The sequence below is a fragment of the Amycolatopsis sp. NPDC004378 genome (genome assembly GCF_053602455.1).
In genome coordinates, this window is sequence record NZ_JBSGDR010000002.1 from 107,290 (window position 1) to 130,353 (window position 23,064).

Annotated in this window: 24 protein-coding genes; 10 read left to right on the plus strand and 14 right to left on the minus strand. The window is 64.8% G+C overall.

Features of this window, described 5'->3' with window-relative positions; all coding sequences use genetic code 11:
• Positions 1-312: 312 nt before the first annotated feature.
• The gene (locus ACWEN0_RS08155; protein WP_451970189.1) at positions 313-1,437 is read right to left on the minus strand and encodes a hypothetical protein; all 1,125 of its coding nucleotides are present in this window, start codon (positions 1,435-1,437) and stop codon (positions 313-315) included.
• A 54-nt stretch (positions 1,438-1,491) separates the two neighbouring features.
• Positions 1,492-2,241 (minus strand): SDR family NAD(P)-dependent oxidoreductase, encoded by a 750-nt coding sequence (locus ACWEN0_RS08160; protein ID WP_451970191.1) that lies wholly within the window; start codon positions 2,239-2,241, stop codon positions 1,492-1,494.
• A 535-nt stretch (positions 2,242-2,776) separates the two neighbouring features.
• Here ACWEN0_RS08160 and ACWEN0_RS08165 point away from each other — a divergent pair.
• Entirely contained in the window at positions 2,777-3,364 is a 588-nt protein-coding gene (locus ACWEN0_RS08165) for a LuxR C-terminal-related transcriptional regulator (protein ID WP_451970193.1), read from the plus strand.
• 240 nt (positions 3,365-3,604) lie between these two features.
• Here ACWEN0_RS08165 and ACWEN0_RS08170 read toward each other — a convergent pair whose 3' ends face one another.
• Together ACWEN0_RS08170 and ACWEN0_RS08175 are read right to left on the minus strand one after the other, a co-directional pair.
• Positions 3,605-3,988 carry a DUF6355 family natural product biosynthesis protein gene (locus tag ACWEN0_RS08170; RefSeq protein ID WP_451970196.1) on the minus strand — a complete coding sequence of 128 codons (384 nt, stop codon included), beginning with the start codon at positions 3,986-3,988 and terminating at the stop codon, positions 3,605-3,607.
• A gap of 124 nt (positions 3,989-4,112) precedes the next feature.
• Positions 4,113-4,730 carry a histidine kinase gene (locus tag ACWEN0_RS08175; protein WP_451970198.1) on the minus strand — a complete coding sequence of 206 codons (618 nt, stop codon included), beginning with the start codon at positions 4,728-4,730 and terminating at the stop codon, positions 4,113-4,115.
• A 317-nt stretch (positions 4,731-5,047) separates the two neighbouring features.
• Here ACWEN0_RS08175 and ACWEN0_RS08180 point away from each other — a divergent pair, with 317 nt between their 5' ends.
• The 7 genes from ACWEN0_RS08180 to ACWEN0_RS08210 all read left to right on the plus strand — a co-directional run bounded on the left by ACWEN0_RS08180 (position 5,048) and on the right by ACWEN0_RS08210 (position 12,361).
• The gene (locus tag ACWEN0_RS08180) at positions 5,048-6,262 is read left to right on the plus strand and encodes a nucleotide disphospho-sugar-binding domain-containing protein (protein ID WP_451970200.1); all 1,215 of its coding nucleotides are present in this window, start codon (positions 5,048-5,050) and stop codon (positions 6,260-6,262) included.
• Between the two features lie 78 nt (positions 6,263-6,340).
• Positions 6,341-7,603: a nucleotide disphospho-sugar-binding domain-containing protein gene (locus ACWEN0_RS08185; protein WP_451970203.1), complete on the plus strand. Its 1,263-nt coding sequence runs from the start codon at positions 6,341-6,343 to the stop codon at positions 7,601-7,603.
• A 4-nt stretch (positions 7,604-7,607) separates the two neighbouring features.
• On the plus strand, positions 7,608-8,396 hold the full coding sequence (locus tag ACWEN0_RS08190; RefSeq protein ID WP_451970205.1) for an NAD-dependent epimerase/dehydratase family protein: 789 nt from the start codon (positions 7,608-7,610) through the stop codon (positions 8,394-8,396).
• A gap of 19 nt (positions 8,397-8,415) precedes the next feature.
• A complete protein-coding gene (locus ACWEN0_RS08195) occupies positions 8,416-9,636 on the plus strand; it encodes a cytochrome P450 (RefSeq protein WP_451970208.1) in 1,221 nt (406 codons plus the stop codon).
• A 143-nt stretch (positions 9,637-9,779) separates the two neighbouring features.
• Positions 9,780-10,913, plus strand: coding sequence for a cytochrome P450 (locus ACWEN0_RS08200; RefSeq protein WP_451970212.1), 1,134 nt, complete (start codon positions 9,780-9,782; stop codon positions 10,911-10,913).
• Between the two features lie 10 nt (positions 10,914-10,923).
• Positions 10,924-11,724 (plus strand): class I SAM-dependent methyltransferase, encoded by an 801-nt coding sequence (locus ACWEN0_RS08205; RefSeq protein ID WP_451970215.1) that lies wholly within the window; start codon positions 10,924-10,926, stop codon positions 11,722-11,724.
• Positions 11,725-12,043: 319 nt separating this feature from the next.
• The gene (locus ACWEN0_RS08210; RefSeq protein WP_451970218.1) at positions 12,044-12,361 is read left to right on the plus strand and encodes a DUF6355 family natural product biosynthesis protein; all 318 of its coding nucleotides are present in this window, start codon (positions 12,044-12,046) and stop codon (positions 12,359-12,361) included.
• Positions 12,362-12,626: 265 nt separating this feature from the next.
• Here ACWEN0_RS08210 and ACWEN0_RS08215 read toward each other — a convergent pair whose 3' ends face one another.
• The 9 genes from ACWEN0_RS08215 to ACWEN0_RS08255 all read right to left on the minus strand — a co-directional run bounded on the left by ACWEN0_RS08215 (position 12,627) and on the right by ACWEN0_RS08255 (position 19,684).
• A complete protein-coding gene (locus ACWEN0_RS08215) occupies positions 12,627-12,992 on the minus strand; it encodes a hypothetical protein (protein WP_451970221.1) in 366 nt (121 codons plus the stop codon).
• Positions 12,993-13,032: 40 nt separating this feature from the next.
• Positions 13,033-13,584 (minus strand): LppA family lipoprotein, encoded by a 552-nt coding sequence (locus tag ACWEN0_RS08220; RefSeq protein WP_451970224.1) that lies wholly within the window; start codon positions 13,582-13,584, stop codon positions 13,033-13,035.
• Between the two features lie 12 nt (positions 13,585-13,596).
• Positions 13,597-15,294 carry an alpha/beta hydrolase gene (locus ACWEN0_RS08225; protein WP_451970227.1) on the minus strand — a complete coding sequence of 566 codons (1,698 nt, stop codon included), beginning with the start codon at positions 15,292-15,294 and terminating at the stop codon, positions 13,597-13,599.
• Positions 15,294-15,614, minus strand: a complete 321-nt coding sequence (locus tag ACWEN0_RS08230; RefSeq protein WP_451970229.1) for a hypothetical protein — start codon at positions 15,612-15,614, stop codon at positions 15,294-15,296. The genes ACWEN0_RS08225 and ACWEN0_RS08230 overlap by 1 nt, the downstream gene beginning before the upstream one ends.
• A gap of 135 nt (positions 15,615-15,749) precedes the next feature.
• Positions 15,750-16,007 (minus strand): hypothetical protein, encoded by a 258-nt coding sequence (locus ACWEN0_RS08235; RefSeq protein WP_451970232.1) that lies wholly within the window; start codon positions 16,005-16,007, stop codon positions 15,750-15,752.
• Between the two features lie 187 nt (positions 16,008-16,194).
• Positions 16,195-16,647, minus strand: coding sequence for a histone-like nucleoid-structuring protein Lsr2 (locus tag ACWEN0_RS08240; RefSeq protein WP_451970235.1), 453 nt, complete (start codon positions 16,645-16,647; stop codon positions 16,195-16,197).
• A gap of 160 nt (positions 16,648-16,807) precedes the next feature.
• On the minus strand, positions 16,808-17,065 hold the full coding sequence (locus ACWEN0_RS08245) for a hypothetical protein (RefSeq protein WP_451970237.1): 258 nt from the start codon (positions 17,063-17,065) through the stop codon (positions 16,808-16,810).
• 120 nt (positions 17,066-17,185) lie between these two features.
• A complete protein-coding gene (locus ACWEN0_RS08250; protein WP_451970239.1) occupies positions 17,186-17,884 on the minus strand; it encodes a hypothetical protein in 699 nt (232 codons plus the stop codon).
• 39 nt (positions 17,885-17,923) lie between these two features.
• Complete coding sequence (locus ACWEN0_RS08255; RefSeq protein ID WP_451970241.1) at positions 17,924-19,684, minus strand: hypothetical protein; 1,761 nt, start codon at positions 19,682-19,684, stop codon at positions 17,924-17,926.
• A gap of 885 nt (positions 19,685-20,569) precedes the next feature.
• Between ACWEN0_RS08255 and ACWEN0_RS08260 the strand changes: the two genes are divergently transcribed.
• Together ACWEN0_RS08260 and ACWEN0_RS08265 are read left to right on the plus strand one after the other, a co-directional pair.
• Entirely contained in the window at positions 20,570-20,755 is a 186-nt protein-coding gene (locus ACWEN0_RS08260) for a hypothetical protein (RefSeq protein WP_451970244.1), read from the plus strand.
• Positions 20,756-21,368: 613 nt separating this feature from the next.
• Positions 21,369-22,496 (plus strand): plasmid pRiA4b ORF-3 family protein, encoded by a 1,128-nt coding sequence (locus ACWEN0_RS08265; protein WP_451970247.1) that lies wholly within the window; start codon positions 21,369-21,371, stop codon positions 22,494-22,496.
• Between the two features lie 169 nt (positions 22,497-22,665).
• On the opposite strand, the gene ACWEN0_RS08270 is transcribed toward ACWEN0_RS08265, so the two are convergent.
• Positions 22,666-23,046, minus strand: a complete 381-nt coding sequence (locus tag ACWEN0_RS08270) for a hypothetical protein (RefSeq protein ID WP_451970249.1) — start codon at positions 23,044-23,046, stop codon at positions 22,666-22,668.
• Positions 23,047-23,064: the final 18 nt, after the last annotated feature.

The window sequence follows — 23,064 nt, forward strand, 5'->3', positions numbered from 1 at the left end:
CTCCGCGACGATCGCCAAGACCGGTGCCCAATCTTAGCGGCGGCCCGCGTGCACCGACACCACCGCATCAGCAGCCTCGTGAACACCTCCACGACCACCCGCGGTACGACGAGAGCTCGCGCAACTGCCCAATCGCCTCCGCCACGTCCTGCAGGGGTTTCCACATCGGTAGCCGACATTCCCGTAACGGCACGCGCGAACGGCTTCCCCTGAGTCAGCACGGATTTCCGCCCACCCACTCCAACCACAGCCACGGACCTGCCGCGTGACGTGTCAACGGGTCACCGCCTCGAACTCATAGCTCGAGCTGCGTTAAGTCGAGTTCGAGTGGAAGGTTCGCTGTTGCGGCGGCGACTCCTCCGCCTCTGGCGATTCCGGCTCATCAGCCGAGCGATCGAGGACCTCGAGCCGGCACATCACGAACTGCCGACCAGGGACCACGCTGTCGCTGGTTCCCACCGCATGGAAACGGACCTCGACCCAGCCCCTGTGAATGGTCTTCAACGCGCCCTCAACGGGCCGGCACCGTCTACCCGGGTTGTTCGCCGCGTGGCGCACCAGCAAGAGAACACCGTTCAAATCGCGTGGATGCACCATAGTGCGGAGGCTGCTGTCCGCCGGCACCGGCACGCCGAGGCCGGCGAAGTCCTCGCTGGTGACCGCGACCGAGTCATGAACCGCGTCAACCACCATGAGCGGGTCGGTCGTGATGGCCGCGTAGGCCCCCAGCTGCCGAAGAAGCGAGGTCGACAGCTGCGCAGGCCTTGCGTCGACCGTCGCGGAAAAGCCGCGGTAGTAGGTGTCAGACTTCTTGCGGCCAACAGCGCGGACGCTGCGGCGCGAGTTCGTCGCGACATGCCACTGCTCCATGAACTTGATCAGCGGTTTGTCGACCTCGGCGTCGCGGAAGTCCTGCATGATCGCCGTTGTCGCCACACGCGACTCCTCTGTCAGGATGCTATCCATGAAGCGGTACGGGTCGCGCCCAGACGCCCCGCCGCTCCAGTCATTGTTCGGAGCGTCTACCCCGTAGAACCTGGGCGCGTCCTCGCCCCACCACTGCTGTAGCGGCTCAGCGGCCCCGGCGGGCGGTTCCTCCCACTCCCACACCGCAATCGCCGGGCAAGACGGGAACGCGGCTCCGGTATCGACATAACATGCTTGCACCGCGATCAACGCGCCGTCCCGGCCGCCGAGCGCCGGCTTGACCCACACGTCGTAGCAGCCGGACTTGAACCGCGCTGTCGCGCGCTGCTCGATGTGAGACTCCCGCGCAGACTCAATCAGCGGTGCGACAACCTTCTTCACAACCAGGTCAGCATTGTTCGTCGACACACCGGTATAGAGCGCGCCGCCGATCGCGTAGAGCAGGCCAGCCTCGTCCAGCAGAATCCACTGCCCCTTGTGCCGAGTACTTTTCGCACCGTCCATGGTCATCACAACTCCCCGGGAACCCTGAAGTCGACCACACAGGCTGATGGTCACGACCCTCTAGAACGTCGCGCCACCATCGAGTTCAAGGACCGCGCCGGTCATGAACGCTGACTCATCGCCAGCAAGGTACAGGGCAACTTCCCGGATCTCATGAGGATCGCCGATTCGCCGCAACGCCGATGTCTTCTCCAGCACCGCGACGACCCGATCGTCCCACGATTTCGACATCTCAGTCCGAAACGGCCCGCACTGAATGGCGTTCACTCTCACACCGCGCGGTCCGAGCGATTGCGCAAACGCCTTGGTGAACGTGTTTAACGCAGCCTTGGCCACCGCGTACGGAACGAAAGGATCTTTCGGCCGGACCGCACCGGTCGAGGTGATGTTGATGATCGAGCCGCGGCCCGCCTCAGCCATCTGGGTCCCGAAACCCTGCGACAGAGCGACCGCCCCGAGCAAGTTGACCTCCAGAACCTTGCGCCACATGCGCTCGGTCAACTCGGCGATATCGCGGTAAACCGGCGCAGCACCCGCATTGTTGACCAGAATGTCCGCTTTTCCGAAGGTATGCCGCACGGTGTCAATGAGACCTTGACACTCGATCCAGTCACCGACATTGCACGATACGGCGAGCGCTTCGACGCCGTAGCGGGAACGAACCTCCGAAGCCGCATGCTCACATACTTCGCGTTTGCGACTCGCGATGACCACTGCAGCCCCTGACGCGGCATATGCCTCGACGATCTCCCGGCCAAGCCCGGTACCCCCACCGGTCACCACAGCCACACGACCCTCAAGCGTCGTCAACGTAACCCCTCCCCTCAGCACGGCGCTGACGCGACCACAGCAGCCGAACCCAGGAAGCGTAGACGATCAAGGCGAGCGCAAGAAAATAGCCCATACGAGTTAAACTGGAAGCCTTAATGGGCACTCTTGGTAGCCAAAAGGGCCACTCGCGGCGGCGCGGCCAAGTCTGCAGACCTGTGGCCTACTGACCAGTAGGCAGGTAGTATCACGTCGGACATTCACCGAAAGGTGACATGCTTCGTGGCCCGCTCTCGTTTCTTCGAGGCGTGGCTGGCTAGACCGTGCCGCGAGCACCGGCCTGCACCTCGGCGGCCTCGTCCGTCGACCACGCGTGCCTGCTATGCGACCCAGTCGAGCGGCGCCAACAGCCACACCAGCGAAAGGCAACGAACGCTGCGAAACTATCCAACCGTATATTTCGGACACGCCCGCCGACACGCGGCGCCGCGACAGAACTAACGAGGGAATAGTCCTTTCGGCAAAACACTATTCGACCACAGCGAGACATGTCAATAAGTCATCCGAGGGGGATGTCTTGAAGATAGCTTTTTTCGGGTTCACACCTGTCGAGCTTCTTGGCATTAAAACGGCACTTGTTAACCGCTTCGCCTCCACCGAACTGGTATTTGACCAGCCTGCCTCTGATCACCCCGCTGCTTCTGACTCTATCGACCTGGTCGTCATCGACCCCACAACGCCAACGCTAAACGTCGGCCTGACTGCGTGCCGCGAGTTGAAGTCTCGCCCTCATCCGCCACTTCTGGTCGCCTTCAGCCCCGTTCTTCACGCACGCGACGCTGCGGTCCTCCAGCTATCAGGAGTCGACAGCTTCGTAGCGAACACCGAACCAGTCGAAAGCCTCGCCGCTGCCATCAAGGCGTTACAGCGGGGCGAGAAAATTTGGATTCTCGGAAGGACCCCGAACCGCCGTCCCCCGATCCCCGCTGCCGACGGTCTCACACCCCGGGAGGAGGAGGTTCTGGTCATGCTCGTCGGCCGGTACACGAACAAACAGATCGCGCGCGCTCTGTCGATCAGCCTGAACACCGCGAAGAACCACAGCGTGTCCGTTCTTCGCAAACTCGGAGTGAGTCGTCGCACGCAACTATTTGTTGAAACGTGACCCGGCACAGGCAATGAGAAGTACCGGCGCGGTATTGTGCTGCATGTGGCGCTCGCTGCGACAGCGGCCCAGGCAGGGGTGCTGATCGCCGCCATTGATCGATCGCAGAGGCAGTGGCGCGCCGGGAACACGTGAGCTCAGGCCGTTGAATTGAGGTGACTGCGGCTGCCGGGCAGGGGATCGTCGTACATCCCGGCAGCCGCAGTCGTTCTATCTACAGGGCGCGGCCACTGCCAGCTCTCAGCAGGTCGCCTTCGTGTAGGCGGTTTGGACCCAGTAGCCAGGCCAGACCTTCATGGCGTTGGGACCGACGCACTCGTCGTACTGATCCCCGTGGTAAGGGACCACGTGAATGTAAGCCCCGAAGTTCGAACAGTTGTTGTACATATCGAAGCTTCCCCCCGGCGCCATGGGGAAGTGCGGGGTAAACCCGCAGGGATAGCCCGGCGCCTTCATCGTAGCTTCCGCGCTCGCCGACACAGGTCCACTCGCCTGGCTCGCGGACGCCGGCGTGGCGAACGCTGCGCCCACGATCGAAAGCCCTGCCGCGGCAGCCAAGACAACGCGTGTTCCCTTCACAGCTGGTTCCTTTCCGTACACCTTGCCTCGGCGACGCTTTTGCATCGCTCAAGGCCGGACGGATCCAGTCTGTCGAGATTCCCAGCCAGTCAAAGACGCTTCCGGCACTACCTACGGCGTAAGCACATGCAGTACCCACATAGTGCTTGCAGAATCGCAAATCGTGCTCTCAGGTCAGACCTCGCCCCTTATCACACGCATGCGATTCGATTACACAGATCGACCCCTGGGTGGCTACTGAAAACGTGAGCGACGTGTCGACGTCACGAAGAAGATTCTCAAGGCGACCAGCCCAGTGTGCGGTGTCCACAGACTCATCGCGAGCACCGAGTTCGATCACCATGGTTGATTCATTGAACTGAACGCGCATGGTCCTGATGCTGCGGTTATCGATGGCGAATGCGGCCACCACACGCAAAGCGTGAGCGGTCGCTTCTCGCGCTGGCTCACTAATGCTGTCGACCACATTCGGCAGATCGGCGTCGATGCCCGCCCCTGCCAAGGCGATCTTGATTTTGACCGCTTCGCCCAGCAGCGAGATGGCATCCGGCTGGCCGGACAGGAATGCCCTGACCTCCCCCAGGGCTGTCCTGGAGGCAGACTCCGCTTCACGCACTTGCGCCAGCGCGAGGTCGGTGTCGCCGGCGACCTCGAGTACCCGCCGGGCGGCACCGGCCCTGACCGTCACCGCGGCGAAGACGTGGCCCAAACTATCGCAAAACGCCCGGGCAACCTGCTCAGGATCCAGGACGGGCAGCTGGTCGGAGCAGTCTTTGTGATCGTTCATACCCTCAGTGTGCACAAGCGGTCACTGTCCGACCATGAGACCCGTCATGGAGCGTGCATGACGGATGTCACGGGTCACCAGTGACCGGTCAATAGAGGATGGCGACTGCGCGCTCCAAGCGTCGTGCGAGGCGGGTGTACGACAGCTGACAGAAGGCCGGACACCCGCCCACCGCCGCCGAAGATCCTGGGCCGGCACCCTAGTACTTATGTCACTACGGCGGCACTGGGCGATTCCAGTGCGCGAGTGACCGCTAAGAGATGATGTGACGCTGCCGCCCCGGTGCAATCGTTGCTTGTCAGAACGAGGGGGTGACTATGCGCGTGCTGTTTACGGTCTCGGACTACGTCTCCCACTACTTGCCGATGGTTCCGCTGGCCTGGGCGCTTCAAGCAGCTGGCCACCAGGTGCGTATCGCGTGCCCTCCGTCCCAGGCTGGCGCGATATCCGGCGCTGGCCTCACTCCTGTGCTGCTCGACAGCGGTCCGAGCGCGATCACTCTCGCCAGGTTCGCCTACTATTTGCGGGCCGTCCGCGGCACTGATCCCGAGCTCGGCCTGCCGCTCCACCCGGTGACCGGCCTGCCCCTGCATGATCGCGGCGAGCTCGACATGCGGTCCTTCGCTCGACGAGCACACGCCTACAGAACGGCGCTGGACAAAACTATCGACGACACGGTCCAGTTAGCTCGTGTGTGGCAACCCGACCTCGTCATTCATGACCTCTTAAGCCCTCAGGGCGTGCTCGCCGCGAAAGTCGCCGAGGTACCGGCGATCTGCCACCTGTGGGGCCCGGTTAGCACGCACGAGACCGACCCCGATCTCGTGCTGACCCCGCCCGACACCAGCAGCAGCTTCCCGCGGTACGGCCTCCCGGAGTGGAGCATCGATCTCGTCGACTACGTGATCGACCCCTGCCCGAAGCAGCTTGCCGGCCCCACACGGCTTCGCAGGCTCCCGGTCCGGTTCCTGCCCTACAACGGGCCCGGCGCAGCGCAGCAATGGCTTCTGAAGGCTCCAGAGCGGCCACGCGTCTGCCTGGTCTGGGGTGACTCCGTCACCGCGATCTTCGGGCAGAAAACGTTCCTCGTTCCCCACATCATGACCGCCCTAGCCGATCTGAACATCGAGCTCGTCGTGACCTGCTCGCGATCGGTCGCCGAAACCCTGTCCCCTCCCGCCAACACCACAGTTCTCAACAACTTTCCCGTACGACACCTGACGCCGTCCTGCTCGGCCGTGATCCACCACGGCGGCGCTGGCTCGGGAATGACCGCGGCCTGGGCCGGCGCACCCCAGCTGACCCTGCCCTACCTGCCCGAGCAGCACGCGAACGCGCGCGCCTTCCACAGGGCCGGCGTCGCACTCAGCATCCCCGGACCCCGCAGCAGCCTCCAAGCGATCCGTGAGGCAGTCACCACCCTCATCGAAGACACCAGCTATCGCGAATCCGCGTTATCGCTGCGGGACGAGATCGCGGCCGCGCCCACGCCCGCGCAACTAGTCCGCGAACTGGAACACCTAGCGGCCTGACCCCACATACCCGTAGCGCCAGTCACGTCCCACACCGGTCGTCACCGGGATCGGACACCCAAGCGACGAGGAGTTCACGTGCGAGTCCTCTTTGCCGTCTCGGCATGGCCCAGCCACTTCTTCCCCATGGTCGGGCTGGGCTGGGCGCTGCAAGCCGCCGGCCACGACGTCCGCGTCGTATGCGCCGAGACCCTCACCGGCCACGTGAACGCCGCCGGGATGACCCCCGTGCCTGTCATGGCGACCGTCGACATGGACATGGTCGGCCGCATGCACAACGTCGCCCAGGTCCTGCGTGGCAAATGGCACTACCAGCATCCCCCGCTACATCCGGTCACCGGTGCCGAAGTCGACGACTTCAGCGACATCGACGTCACCGCGATCAGCCGCGACCTCACCCGGCAACGACTAACCGTCGGCCGGGCAAACGCCGACGCCATCACCGAGTTCGTCACTGGGTGGTCTCCCGACCTCGTCATCCATGACTTCCTGTGCGTCGACGGCATCCTCGCCGCGCGCACCGCCGGAATACCCGCGATCTTGCACACCTGGGGCCCGATGGGAACCGAGGAGCCGGAGATCTCCACCGCCAACGGCGCACTGTTCTTCTCCATGCTCGGCGTCAACCCGTCGCTCGCGCGCCGCGGGCTACCGCGGATGAGCTTCGACTTGATCGAACACGTGATTGATCCGTGTCCGCCGAGGCTTCGCCCGCCGCTGCCCGGCAACCGGATGCCGATCCGCTACATCCCCTACAACGGCGCCGGCGCACAACCGCTATGGACTCTCGAGCCGCCAGCCCGCAGTAGAATCGCCGTGATCTGGGGTCAGTCCTGCTTCACCCTATTCGGCACCCGAGCCTCCGCGTTCCCGAAGGCCTTGGAAGCCGTCCTCGATCTCGACGCCGACTTCGTCCTGACCGCTAGTAAAGCCGACCTGGCGGAGATCGCCGGGCTGGTAGACGCATCCGTGCAAACGGTCACACAGCTGCCACTCAACCTGCTGCTTCCCACGTGCGACGTCGTGATCCATCACGGCGGCGCTGGCTGCACCATGACCGCCCTCACGCACGGCGTGCCGCAGCTACTCATTCCGCACGGACTCGATCAGGAGATGATCGGAACCCGGGTCGCTGCCACCGGCGCGGCGATTAGCATCCCGAGCTACTCCGCCAGCCCCGAGAAGATCCAGCAAGCGACGATCAATCTGCTCTACGATCCGAAATACCGGGCCGCAGCGCGGACGCTCGCCGCCGAAGCCCACGATCTGCCAGCGCCCGCCACGGTGGTGCCCGCGCTCGAGCAGCTTGCGTGGACGTCGCAGCGGAAACTGGGGGCGTGACACTGTGGACATCGTCGGTGCAGGCTTTCTCGCGCGGCACCTCGCCCCGCTGGCTGGGCGTCACCCCGACTCGGTGGTGCTCGCCGCCGGAGTCACCGCCGTCGCGTCCGCGACCGAGGCCGATTTTCGTCGCGAACGGGACCTCGTGGTCCAAAGCCTGGCCAGATGCCGTAGCACCGGTAAGAAGCTGGTGTTCTTGTCCACCGCGTCTACCGCGCTCTACAACGCCGCGCCCGCAGCCGGCAGCGAGCACGACGCAGTCCGGCCCAGTACCCCCTACGGTCTGCACAAATACTCCCTGGAGCGCACGATTGCACGGTCGGCTGTGGACTATCTCGTGCTCCGCCTGGCACATGTGACCGGGCCACACCAGAAGCCCTACCAGCTCGTGCCCTCACTAACCAGCCAGGTTCGACGCGGCACCGTTCAGATCTACCGCGGCGCTACACGCGACCTGATCGACGTCGACGACTTCGTCACGATCGTCGACAAGCTGCTCACGGCCGGCGTCACCGGTGACGTGGTCAACGTCGCTTCTGGCGTATCGATTCCTGTCGAGCGCATCGTCGACCGCCTCGAAGCCGGGCTCGGCATCGCCGCCCACCGCACCACTGTCCATAGCGTTAGGGCTCACGCGGTGTCCATTGACAAGCTGCGCGGCCTGGTCGCCGGTCTTCCGAACTTCCGACCGGACTACCCGCTGGCAGTCATCGACCGCTACCTCGCGGCCGCCGGGCTCCTCACGGCGCCCGATCTGCCCGTCCGGCACCGGCCACTTGCCCAGCATCACTGAACGGAAAAGCGAGATGATAGTGCCACCACTCGACCCAGGCGTCGCCATGCTGCGGCTACCGCCCGACGCCGAGCCCTACCCGCTGTTCAACGACATCCGGGCGGCCGGGAATCTTGTCGCCAGTCGGCTCGGGTTCCATCTGACAGCCACCTATGACGTTGCCAAGGCTGTACTGCAAGACGACCGGTTCGGTGTGGCAAGCCCCTCCCGCATGACCCGGCCATCCCGGCTGAGCAGCTCGCAGGACGACCATCCCATCGACGACTGGTTCGTCTTCCGCAACCCACCCGCCCACACCAGGCTGCGGCACATTGTCACGCCTTTTTTCACCGCGCGCGCCGTGGACACGCTCACACCACTTATCGAGCACATCGTCGACGAGACCATGGGCGAAGTAGCCCGGCGAGCCGAGTTCGACCTCGTTGAAGACTTTGCACTGCGGGTGTCGATGCGAACCGTGTGCGCTGTGTTAGGCGTTCCCCGCAGCGAATTCGAGCAGCTCCTGCAGTGGGGACCGATCGTGGCCGAATCCCTGCACGAGACCCCCGATCCGGCCAAATCGCGGCAACTGCGCGGCACCCTGGCCGAAGTCGCCGACTATTTCGCTGGGCTACTGCGCCGCCGAACCGCCTGTCCGGACGACGACCTGGTGAGCTGGCTGGCGACCGCCCGGCTCGCCGGCCGGATCACCCTCTCCGAAATCATCGCGTGCTGCCAGCTTGTGCTCGTGGCGGGTTTCGAGACCATGGCCAGCTTGTTCGCCAGCGCAGTGCACATCCTGCTCGAGAACCCGGCCCTGCGCGCAAAACTCAGCAGCCGCGGTGACCGCGGGGCCGCCTTCCTTAATGAAGTGCTGCGGCTGCATCCCCCAGTGCGATGGGTCAGCAGGCGGACCCAGGAACCGCTGACCCTGGCAGGAGTGCGGCTGCCCGCCGACGCCGGTGTCGCCGTGCTGGTCGCCGGAGCCAACCGTGATCCGGCCGCCTTCGCCGAACCGGATGCCCTCGATCTGGACCGGTCCAACGGCAGGCATCACCTCGCGTTCGCGGCCGGGGCGCACTACTGCCTCGGCGCCGGCCTCGCCAGACGTCAGGCAACGATTGCACTGTCGACTCTGTTTCGCCGCTACCCCGATCTGCAGCAGGCAGGCCCGCTGCGGCACGGCCCGTCCCGCACTCTGCGCACAACACTGAGCATGCCCGTACGGACCGCATCATCGGAATCAGTGATGCTGCGATGACACCAGACCTGGCACCGCACCGGCCCGCCACAACCCGTGACGGCGCTAGGCTACCCCCTGACCTGGGGGACCTGTCGTTCTGGGCCCGGCCCGAACGCGAACGAGCTGACGGTTTCGCCGCGTTGCGGGCGCTCCATCGGCCCGTGTTCTTCGCCAATAGCGCGGAGCAAAAGCACAGCGAGGGCTTCTATGCTCTGGTCAGGCACGCCGACGTTCACGCGGCCGGGCGAATGCCCACCCAGTTCAGCTCGCAACCCTCCGCCGTGAGCATCACCGACCCGCCCCAGCAAGCCCGCCGGCACGCCACGTCGATCATCAACATGGACAGCCCCACCCACGGCCAGTTCCGGCGATTAGTAGCCGCGCAGTTCACCCCGCGGCGCCTCGCGCGCCTCGACGCCAGCATCCTCACCGCGGTGCGGCAGATCACCGACGAACTTATCGACCGCGGCGCCGGTGACTTCGTTGCCCACGCAGCGGATCGCCTGCCACTGCGGATCATCTGCGACATACTCGGAGTCCCCCAGGAATACCGGCAAGAGATCCTTGAGAGCTCCCGCGCGATCATCTCGATCACTGATCCGGAATACCGCGATCCCACCAGGACCGACCCGGTCACGACAGGGCTCTTGACGGCCACAGCTCGCCTGCGGCGGGTACTCGCCGCACTAGTCACCGACCGAAGGCGGCGCCCGTCCGATGATCTGATCTCCACGCTCGCCGCAGCCGTCGTCGACGGACGGAAGATCACACTCGACGAGATCGCGTCCTTCTTCATTCTGCTGTGCACAGCCGGCAACGACACGACCCGAGCTGCGATCGCGCACGGACTCGTGCTCTTCACGCGCCACCCGGACCAGAAGTCATTGCTACTGGAAGACCTGCGTGGCCGCATCGGCTTAGCTGCCGAAGAGATCGTTCGATGCAGCTCTCCTGTGATCTGGATGAGGCGAACCGCGACCTGCGACGTCGACCTGAACGGCAACCGGTACCGGCGAGGCGACAAAGTGGTCCTGTACTACTGGTCAGCCAACCGCGACGAACGCATCTTCCACCAGCCGGAGCGGTTCAACATTACCCGATCACCCAACCCGCATCTCGGCTTCGGCGGCGGCCCGCACTTCTGCCTCGGCGCGCACCTGGCCCGCCGGGAAATCACCGCCATGTTCCAGCAGCTCTTCCAACGAGCACCGACCATCCGCGCAGACAGCGAACCAGCGGCGCTGCACTCGGACTTCGTCAACGGCATCAAACACGTCACCTACATCGTGGACTAACAGGAGCGACATGACCGAGCAGATCGTCACCACCGACGACGACACCACCCGAGGAGCCACACTCCCCGAGCAGGTGTGGGACAACCCACACCTGTTCACCGAGAAACTCGACGAAGTCGCCGAGAGCGGCATCCCGTGCCAGCAGCTGGAGCTTACATCCAACGCGCTTCCCTGCACCCGACACGACTTCCAGGAACTGGGTGTCACCGGCATCGAGTTCGCGGCCTTCAAGACCGCGCACCCATCAGGCCTGGGAACCGATCTCATGGGACTCCACACCCACGACCTGGCCACAACACCCGGGAACCTCTACCGCGTCAACCGCGAAAGCTACTTCACCCAACTCGACATCCGGCAGCCGCTGCCCTTCGAAGACGACTGCCTCGACTGGGTCTACGCCGAACACCTCATCGAACACGTCACACTCGAAGTAGCCGTGGCATGGCTCACCGAGGTCCGGCGGGTCCTCACGCCCGGCGGCCTACTCCGACTGACTACTCCTGACCTGCGCAAATACCTGGAATCGTACGTTCGTGGCGACGACTTTCTCACCACGCACCGTCGCAGGCTGCGGGTTTTCGGCGACTCAGTCCCGGATCGTCGCGCGTTCATGATCAACCAGATCTTTTACTTCTACGGACATTGCTGGATTTACGACGAAGAAGAACTACGGCACGTCGTCGGCCGCGCGGGCTTCGATGCCAGTACCGCGCAGCGGACCATGTTCAAGCAAGGCGCCCGCCTCGACGTGGCGCGCTTGGACCGCGGCTTCCGACGCGATGAAACAATCTACCTTGAACTACGGAAGTAAACCTCAAATCCGTCGCACTCAGACCTTGGCCTGCTGGCAAGCGGACAGTCCAATCTCGCGCTGCGCGATCGCTCAGTGCGCCGAGTGACGACAGTTAATATCAGCATCCCACAACAGCCCCAATCACCCATCTCTTGATGAAAAGGCGCGAGCAAACGCTGACTAGTACCAGCAAAGTACTACGCGAAAACCCCACGCCGAGGGCACCTGGGGAACGTTTTCCCGTCACGAAAACCAGGCCATTCTAAATCCTGCCCGGCTCCACGTCCCAGGGTGCTGGCAAGCCAGATGACTGTTGTCTTGGTGAAAGGATCTTGCGTTGAAGCGGACCATGATTGTGACGGGCGCACTTGCGTCGCTGACTCTTGCGACCCTCGCGCCGTCGGCGTCAGCCAGTGAAGCGGCACGAGGGGCGTCCCCTGCCGAGCCGGGCTGGCCGTGTGGATTCACGCCGCACATGTACATGCCGGGCGGCACTTACGACATGTACAACAATTGCTCAAACTTCGGCGCGTACATCCACATTATTCCGAAACCGGGGATCGCCAACCCGTACGACTACTGCGTCGGCCCGGGCAAGGTTTACCTGTGGCCCGGGAACACCATCCAGACCGCCTACACCAAGGCGAGCTGCTAAACGCGCTGACCTTAGCGCACTCACCTAATAGACACACTGGGGCTGCCGGGGTCGGGAACCTCCCGAACCAGCAGCCCCAGCGTGCGTTTTCCGAGCTTTGCGCCGCCTTTGAAACCGGAGACCACCGTGCCGACCGGACACCCACACGGTGTCCGGTGCGAGTTGCCTGGCACCTACAGCAACTTCTCGACAGTCAGTGACCGAGGTGCGTTAGCCGCTCTGCCCGGGGAGCACATCGAGTACGCAGCAAGAAGGCCGGAGTATTTCACCCGACAACGAACGTCAGGTCAATAGTGGCGACAGCCGCGAACACCGCAGCACCGGCAAGCAAGCCCAACCACTTCGGCCTCGCACCACACTCAAGTAACTCAACGCTGATCCACGCGACAACACTCGCCGCCGCATAGCCAGCGAACGGCAGCCACCACGCGAGGTTCTGACCCGCGGCGGTGCAGATGAATTCCGCATCGCCTGGCCGGCAAGAATCGCTGCTCAGCGCCCCGCCGATCGCGAGGATCACCGACAGCGCGCCGCACATGACCGCCAGCACCCAGCACACCAGCGTGAACAACACCGGTCGCCGAGATGACAGGCTGCCGTCATCGAGCTCGAACGAGGGCATCTTGTCCACAACGGTCCTCCGGCATCACGAGCCCTTGAGCTAGGGGCCGCTACTTCTTGATCAGGTGACACCCCGTCGTGAGCGCAAGCAGCGTGTTCTTCGCGGCCCCGATCGACAGTTCCGCACCATACTGATCGTTCAGATTGAACTCGGCATCGCCATTACGGTTTGCGTCGAGCGAGACCGTGGTAAACCCGTAGCCGCCGGCGACCTCGCGCACCAGCTGCTTCACCTGCTCCCACTGCGGCAGCAACGACGTGGTGTTCGACCACCGCGACAAGAACTTCGTGCTCGCTTCCTGCTCCGTGAGCGCCGCGAACTGCTGACCGCATCCGCTGAAACGGACCGAGTCGGTGTATTCGACCCACGTCGGAAGACCGAACTCACTCGAGAGCCGCTCACGGATCGCCGCGCGAAGCTTCTCATAGCCCGCGATCGCGTCGGCCAACGTCGGGCGAGTGGCCAGCTGTGCCTGCTGTTGTTGCTTCGACATCGAAGGTCCCGTGGGTTGAGGATCAAGGTACTGGCGGCCGTCGCTGCATCCTGTCAGCAGCAGAACGCCGGCCAGTGCCGCGGCGACCGGCCAGTTTCGTGGCGACACGTGATCAACTTCCTAGTGGGCGGGGACCGTCAGCTGGGGCTTGCCGGCCACGATCGCGGCGATGTTGTATTTGCTAGTGCTATCAGAGCCGTCGGGCATCGTCTTGGTGTACTCGCTGTGCCCGTGCGAGGCCGCTAGCGGCGCCCCCTCAGGGCCCGTCGCGGCGTCCGCCGACAGTTGGCTCATGCCATCCATCGCATACGGGGCGCGCCCATACCGCCAGGTTTCCGGAACCCACTGAGCGACCGGGTCACCATCGGCCTTGATGTTATAGGCGTGCCCGCCCGGCACCTTCAAGTCGGCGGCGGTGTTGTCGATGCCGAAGTGATCGGCCACCCCGGGAGAGCCGAACACGACCGCGTCGTCCACGCCGGTGCCGCCGTGCGTGAGGCTGATCCCGGTCACGATCGAGCCCTGCGAATGCCCGAGCGCGGTCAGATGCGGGTCAACCGGGCGGGACGCGTTGATGCCCTCGTCGAACTTGGCGAGTTTGTCCCCGCCGATGTCGGCGTTCTCGCCCGTGACAAGGCCCAGCAGCGAACCGGTGTCGTCGCCTGTGCTGGGCTCGTAGCCGATCCAGGTGACCGCGGCGACCTGCGACATGTCCCCGCCGCGCTGCAACATCCGCTCCGCGCTTTCACGAACCCCGTCCATGTCATGGACGTAGCCGTTCATGTTGCCATCGACCGTGGAGTTCATGCCCGGGGTAAACACGGCAACGTGCTGCGCGGTGTCGACGTCACCGGTCGCGATCGCCGCTTTCGGGTGGTCACCGGTCATGTCCAGCGACATCAGCTGCCGGCTGGTGTTGAGACTGCCATCGGGGTTGTGCATCATCCCGGTGATCGCATCCAGCGCTTTGAGCCGCTGCTCAACACGGGCGATCTCATCCGAGTCGCCGCCCTCCCGCCGGAGCCGGTCTAGGTCTGCGGCGAAAGAACGTTTCTCCTGATCCAGTAGGTTCAGGTTTGCCGTGCTGCGGTCGGCGGCTTTGATCCCGTCCCGGTTGCCGACCCAGTCCGGGTGCTGCGCGATCAGCTGCTGGCGTTCGGCGTCTGAGAGCGCGGCCCACCAGGCGGCGTTCATCGACGGATCCGCGTCCACCGCCGGCGGAGGCATGACCGAGGGGAACGCGACCGCGGCTCCGGCGTTGCCGGCCGCGGCCAAGCTCGTGTTCTCGTTGTCATTCGCTGTCGCGTCGATGACCTGGCCGGCCTGGATGAGGCCCAGCACCGAGCACAGTCCCTCATCGACATTCACCGCTTGCCGCAGGACTTCCTCGACCCGGTCCTTGAGCTCCTCCGCGAGCCGATGGCGTTCTTCAGCGGCGAGTTCCTGCTGCCCTTCCGGCACCTCGGGCCCACCGTTGTCGATGATCGCGCCGTCAGCGGCGATGGTGAAGTGATTAGCGGCGGCGATCGACTGGGCTTCACGCACCCCGTTCTGCACACCGGTGATCGCGTCGCCGGTCTCGGCCGCGGCGCGGCGCAGAGCAGCGATGTCCGCGGCGTACTCCTCAAGACCGTCGATGACCTGATTGACCTCACCCGCGGCGGCGCTCGCGGCGGCACCGTGCCAGCCGTCGGGGGTGTTGATGTCGCGCAAGTCGTCCGAGCAGGCGATGAGCTTGTTGTAGGCGTTGTTGATCGCCCCGACCGCGTCCTGCAGCACCGCCGGATTCCAGCGGGTCGCGTCAGCCCAAGTGACCATCAGCTCGCCTTCACCGGGCCCCGCACTGTGGCGGTGGTGATGTCCAACGCAGCGGCTGACTCTTGCCCGGCGTAGCGGTCCGCCGCCGTGGCCATGTTCCCCGCGTGCGTATCCAGACGGGATTCGAACCCGCTCTCACGCTGCACCAGAGCGTGTTTCACCTGAGCCATCACGAGCGACGCACGCGACCCCGGCATCCCCAGATCACCAGCCGGTATCGCGGCCGCGCATCCCGCACCGCGCAGCCCGTCAGCAACCCGCCCAGCGGCCTGCCCCGTGCTGCGGATCTTGTCGATGACCACCTGATAGCCCGAACCCACCACGCCTCCCCGTCGTCGGTAACCACCGGTCACCCTACGACAGCACAGCGCACCCACTCAACCTTTCAGACCAGCCACTGGCAGGAAAAACAGCAGGTCACGCGGATCTACCCACCCGGGCTTGCGTAGATCTACTCAAGCCCGGGGTTGATCGTCGAGGAGACCATGACCGAGGCCCTCTGCTCCTGACCCGGTGCGGGCGCGAGCGCGAGCGGCGGCGCGATCGAGCCGGTCGATCAGCTCCTGCACACCCGGCGGAGCGCTGCCGTCGGCAAGCGCCTGCCGCAGCGTCGTCGCGGCCCGCTCCAGCTCGTCTGCGGCCTCACCAAGCGTGTCGGCCGCGGCTGCACGCCGATCGTCCCGGCCGCGCTGTTCACCGATCACATCAGCCATAGTCGCCCCACACCCCTTTTCGGTTTCGAATGCAATAACGATAATTCGAAAACCAAGAAAAGGTGATCACCGCACCCGATATCGCGTGACCTAAACAATCGACACAATATTGGTAGCGGCCCGCCAAGACCTCATGAGCACCCTCACAAACCACCCCCATCCGATGGTTCGAGGGCGGAACGACACTCTAGGCGTCGGCCTTCTTCCTGGAGGCGCGCCGGCGGGCGGGCTTGGCCGGCGGATCGGGCTCGACAACCGGCTCCGGCTCAGCGGCCGGGGCGGGGATGCCTGCTTCGAAGGCCTCGGTGACCTCGTTCGGGATCCGGCCGCGCTCGGAGATCCCGTAGCCGTTGGCCACCGCCCACGCCCGCACCTGCTGGTTGTACTCGCGGTCGGTGCCCTGCCGGTTCCCCGCCGCCGATCGGGTCGCCGTGGACTGTCCGGCGGCGACCTTGATCCTGCGGCCGCCGGTGCGCTGACCGGCGTCGATGTAGCGGGCGAACTCGTCGCGCAGCGCCTGCGCGTTCTCGTCCGACAAGTCGATCTCGTAAGACACGCCATCAAGCGCGAACGGCACCGTCTGGGTCGCCTCCGAGCCATCGAGGTCGTCCAAGATCTCGACGTGCACCTTCTGCGCCATCACAAGAACCTTTCACCAGTTCACAAAGGATTTCTACCCCGCCGGGGCGGGCTTGGCGCATGCTAACCGCGGGGAAGCCGGACCAGCGCCGCGACACTCCCACCCGAGCGCATGACCACCATCCCACCCCGACGACGCTGCCCTCGGGCAACGGCAGCGCCTACCGACGAGCACTACGCTGCGGGAGATGATCAGCAGCGCAGAAGCACAGCTCACCGAGCTGGGCCTCGAAGTGATCGAGTAAGACATCGGCCGCGCCGACGAGCCCGGCGTCATCGGCTTCATCTCGGTCGAATGGCTCGACCCCGACCACGCCAGCTACCCGGCCACGCTCCTGGTCAAGCCAGGCGTCACCGCCGAAGACCGGCAGCTGTTCGCGCGGTGGTGCCTCGACATCATTGCCCGCTGGGTGCAGCATGGCCCCGAAATCGACGGCTGGCAACGTCGCGCATCCGACGGCGGCTGGCAGAAATGGGCCCGCAAGATCGACCTGCCACCACCGGATTGACCACGCGGGCCATGCGCAGCTTGGACGGCTCTATTCGACGAGGCCAGCGCTGCGCGCTTCCCGCAAGCCCATCGTGTACACCTGCTGCTTCACCAGCACCCGACCGCGCGAGCTCAAGCCGGGGAACACCATGAACCGGACCGGGGCATGCGGAGTCGACGACTTCCACGGCTCCTGCCGCTCGGGGACCAGCAGCACACCAACCGGCGCGGTGTCCTCGACCTCGAGATCGCGGGCTTGACGGATCCGGCTGCGCAGCACATGCGCCCGGGCGATCACCGCGTCGAACGCCTCCCCACACGCTTCGGGGGTGATCACCAACCTTGACCGCACCCGACCCGCGATGTCCACATCCGGCCCGAACAGGCAGTCCGCAACCGTAGCCATCACGGTCGCGACGTTCTCACCGCGCTGATCGAGCCCCGCAGAGCGTCGATACGAACGGACAAACGCCTCCACGTAGGCATTGACCTCACCAAACATCTCCGCCGTGTAGGCCCGATCCGCGGCCTCCACAGTGCTGATCGGGCCACCGGTCACCCGGGCAAGCGAACCCGACCGAGTATCAACACGCCCAGTCGTGTCGCCCGCAGCCTCGACACCACCGTCGACGTCCGATGACGACGCTGCCGGCTGACCGGGCTCACGGAACGACACATCGGCGGGTGGTCGACGGCGGCCCAGGCCCCCCATCCGCCACCGCGCCATCGCGCGCTCAAAACGAGTCATCATGACACACCACACACCTCTCGCCCCGCCGAGCCGGCTTCACCGAGCACTGAACTGCAACGTCGCTTCCTGTTTGGCGCCGTTCGCTTCCAGCACAGCGCTCACGTGCATCTCGGTTTCTCCGAACTTGACCGAAACAACGATTCCGCGTTTGTCCAGATCCAGATGCTGCACCTCACTGAGGTCAATCTTCAGCGAGCAACTCGCGAATAATTCACACGTCTTGTGGTCGAGATAGCGAGGATCGACGTCTGCGGTTCGGAAGAAATCAATCGTCACACTGTCGGTACTCCCGCTAATCGGCACGTAGTACTTGACGACCTCGTGTTCGACGGGCACCAACTGACCCGCCTTGATGAACACGTCGAACCTGTTCGAGCACAGTTCAACGCCGTAGGCATCGCGCACCATTGACGCGACAGGGTCAACACCGTGCTCGAACTCCATACATAGGTCAGTGCCCACGGTGTAGCGGGAGCGTCGAGCTCGGACCTTGGGGTTGTAGGCGAACCGGACTGCGCCTTCAACAACGTCCACCCGCGGCTGCGGAGTCACCGCGACCACCGCGCGCCCACGAAGATGCTCCGCCAGGCGGTGCCGGAAATAAGGCGACTCAGCGAACCCGCCCGCCAGCAACACGAGATCCGGCTTATCCGCCGGCGCCGCCTCGGCGGTCATACTGTCGAGTCGGCGGTCTACCAGGGCGAGGATATCCGGGATCACCGCGTCGAACGCCGAACGGGCTTCATCAGCGCTGATCCAAATATTCTCGTCGTCACCGTCCTGCTCGGTGTCCAACCGGTCGGCGACCTCGTCGCTTAACTGCTTGGCCAGACTCATCTTCCGGCTCAGCAGGATCGTCTCCTCGCCCGCGGCGGTGACCGTGCGTTTCTTGGTCTCCCAGTCCTCCAGCAGCTCGGTGATGGCGTGCGGGGCTGCCTCGTTGATCCTGTCGAACTCCGCTTGCCCACCCAACCGGTCGATCAGCACCCGGTCTTTCAACGCGCGGTTGACATACAGCGACCCCTGCGCGATGCCTTCCCGGTCGATCTCCGTCAGATAGCCCTCGGCGTCGATTGCGAAGCAGGTGATGTCGATTGTGCCTCCACCAGCGTCGACCACCATGAACCGGCAATCGGCCGCCAGGTTCCCGCGCCGGCGCGCCTGACCGTCGACAGTGACGTAGTCAATGCCCGAGACTTGAGCGTTGTGCGCGACCGCATCCGGCTCGAGCGCGAGCAGCAGCTGCTCGTCGCGCTCACCGGAAGGCAAACCCGCCTCATACGCGGCGCGGCGCACCAGCAGCTTCTCCCGGTCGTCCCACATCGCCGGCACAGTGACACACCAGCGGATCTCCTCTTCCTGCAAACCGGGGAAGTGACAGCGCAACTCCGCCAGCACCGTGCGGTAGACGTGGCCGAGGAACCCCGCGATCAGCTTTTCCGGTTCAGGCTCGTCATCGGCCAACCCGATCCCCGACGTGGCCGCGGTAGCAGTGTGCGACTTCGGTGCGAGCGACATCTTGAACCCGTGCAGCAGCCGCACACCGCTACCCGGCCGGCCCGCGCGCAGGCGGCCAGCCTGAGCGAACGCGTCGAAACCCCACGCCACGATCCGGTTCTCCTCATCGACCAGCACCGCGGTCGGGGTCTTCACATCGATACCCGGGCGGCCGCCCGGCCAGCCCTCGAACACCGAAATCCGGGCAGGGTCCGCCTGGCCCGCGATCACCGGCACCCATCCCACGGACGTTCCGTGCGTGCCCAGGTCGACACCGACCACCACCCGATACACCGTCATGACCGCTCTCACTCCACCGAACATCGCGCGATAAGAACGCGCGACGCTAGCAACCCCGGACGGGGCGAAGGTCCCCACTCACTCCGACGTGGACACCATCCACCCGGACTGGTGACGGCAAGGCCAATCCCGGCGGCCATATGGGCAGAACTGCTAGCCAGATACCCACCCGTCGGCGAACGGTCAGATTGCACGGCAAGCGGTCATCGCGTGCGGATTGGTGCGCATCTGCATGTGCGAGTGCATCCGCCCAGCCCCTCGACGTGGACCGATCGTCCACCACTCGCGCGAATCACACACGAATGGATGACACGCGAAACACCGTGCGGTGACCAGAACGGATTTCAGTGCCGCGCTCCGCGGCACATCGCCGCGACAATCACACGATCAGGGGAACTGGCGAGTACGCGATTACCTGGGGCGAAGGAATAATCGCCGTTCGGCGACGAGATCAAGAAACCACCCAGTAACACCCCAACCATGCCCGAGGTTCGGCCACAATGGACAACGCGACGCCCCGACCCGGCCGACGAGAGACCAGGTCACCAGGCGGGGACGTCGGCACAAGGAAGAAGCGGCTCCCCGTTGCAGGAGGAGCCGCTTCAACGTTCGACAACCCCATCAACCGGTGAGAGTCAAATGAAGGATGCCAACGTGACGAGAGTACCGCCGTGTCGCGGCCAGGTGCCAGAGGAAACGCGGCCCGACCAGGTCACGTCAGCGAAATCACGGCCCGACCACCACAGTGGGTGTCACCCGCGTGAGGTCACCCTCGACGAACTGCTCGACCTCACATCCGAGCCCACAGGCCTGGTCACCGAGCCGGCCTGTCGCCACGCCCGACAGAGCCGGCACCCACGCTAGCTCGAACTCGCGCACAACACCATGTTCGGCAGCTGGGCCAACACCACCCGCACACTGCTGTACTGGTGCGCGCTGATAGCCGCGATCATCACCGTCACGATCGTCGCGACCCCCGCGCTGCAGGCGGGCAGCCTCGGCTTGGGCGGCTTGTGGTGGCTGCACCGCCGACGGTTGCGTGCAGCACCCAACCCAGCCATCACCGTGTGACCGGCGGCTAAAACTACCCAGGTGCGCATGCCGCTGAGGGAGGCAGCGGCATGCGCACTCCACCCGCAGTGCCGCGGGCGATGACCACACCCCATGCGGGCGTCTTCGCGTCGATGCAACGCGACCGGTCCCCAGTGATGACGCGGCAGACGGGTGACACAGAGGGAAACCTAAGGGGCAACACTGCTATCCGAACGCACTGCAACTCGGCCGCAGCCAACCTCGACTCAGTCGCGCCCGCCGTACGATCGTGAGCGTTGACTCATCCCTACGACCGTCCGAGTCACGAGCCAGCACCCTCGATGGTCGGCGAGCCGAACCATAAGGCCGAGCAACAGGCTCGCCGACCACCACCCCACCCCATAGGCCCTTGCTAGCCGAGCAGCGCCGCCGGGACGTGTACCGAGCCGGCAAGCCAGGTACGCCTTCTCGAGATTCGGGGACTGGCGCACGCGTTCACCGCACATTCGCGAGCACGCCCAACCGACGCGCGGACACCGGTCGCCTCCTTCGTCACCCGTCTCGCCGCACCTGAGCCGCGGCCTCACCGTTCCCGTGAGACGCGCGGTCACGTGCTCGCGAGATCTGGCCAACGGCTCGTTAGTCTGCGAACGTGAAAACCACGCGAATCCAGGTTCGATTGCGCGAAGTGCAGCCCACGGTGCTGCGGGTCATCGACATTCCCACCTGCAGCACATTGCCGGAGCTGCACGACCTGCTGCAGGCCAGCCTGGGGTGGACAGACTCCCACCTGCATCAGTTCGTCACCGACCAGGCCACCTACGGTGTTCCCGACGACGGCTGGGACGAGCAAGACACCCAACACGACGAGACCAGCATCCGGCTGCGTGATCTCCCAGCACGCTTTGAGTATCTCTACGACTTCGGCGACGGCTGGACCCACGACATCGAAATCCTCGGCAGCGGCGGTGTGCAGCCCGGTTGCGTCTACGGCGAAGGCCCCTGCCCACCCGAAGACTGCGGCGGCCCGGACGGATACGCCCACCTTCGCGAGGTACTGGCCGACCCGCACCACGACGACCACGACGAGCTGCGCAGCTGGGCGGGCGAGCTGCCTGACTTCGATCACGCGGCCACCGATCTGGCCATCCAGCAGACCGCCGGTTCCGTGCCCGACAGCGTCCGGCTCCTGCTCGAACTGGCTACACCAGGTGTCACCCTCACCCCCGGTGGCCGGCTGCCTCGCGCGTTCGTCCGGGACGTGCAGCAGCACCGCCCCCACTGGCACCCGAACCTCAACGCGAGTCCGGCCGCACGTGAAGACAACCTCGTGCCACTGGTCGCGCTGCACGATCTGCTGCGCAGAGCCGGCTTGCTGCGCCTGGCCCACGGTGTCCTGGCCCCCACCCGCGCTGCAAAAGACGATCGGGAGATCGTCCGGCGGCTGCGCTCGGCGTTCCCGCCAGGCGAATTCACCACGGTGCTCAGCGGTGTAACCCTCGCCGTCCTGACAACCCAGGGTCCCCGCCGGCTCGCTGAACTGGCCGCCCAAGTCCATCCGCTGCTTGGTCATGGCTGGGCAAGCGCCGACGGCGCGCCACTCACAGAGATAGATGTGCAGCTCACGATCAGCCGCCTCGGTGCGGACCTGCGCGGCCTCGACCTGATCAACGTCCACGCCGGGGCGTGGCGTGCGGGCTCCTCGGCTTGCACACTTCTGCCCAACGCCACCGCACTGGCCCGGGTGTGGTCCGCTGCCCGCGCTGCCCCTGAGTCCTGAACAGACCAGTCACCGGTTCCCGCTCAGCTCCGTCCCCGGCGGTACCCGTGGCCGGCCACCACGAATCCAATTTGCAGTCTCGGCTTCGCGCACGCAACCTTGGCGCTGCCAGACACAACCGCATGACCTACCCCCATCAGGGGGGGGTTATAACCGGTGTCGATCGTGCTTAGAAAGACCACTGTTTTCCAGCGAGAGGAACATCGACCACACGGTTCTCCGAGGCCGACCAGAGCACCAGGTAACTGTTTCCGTTGGGGTGCTCGACCGACGCGATACGCAGGTCACCGTCCGGTTCACCGTCGGCATCGACCTTCAACGGCTCCCACGTCACCCCGCTGACATCCAGCTCACTGATCACGCGCTCTCGACACTCGCGTTCTTCCGCGTCGCTTCGCTGCTGGAGATCACGCTCATACGAGAGCAATTCGGAGATGACCTCATGCGTGAGACGCTGCATTAACCTGTCCGGCAGAAAAGTGACAAAAGGGGACATCGAACGATGCAGTCGCCGCGACAACTCAGCGCTCTCGATATCAAGCCTGTTCATGTCGCCATTGTATCAACG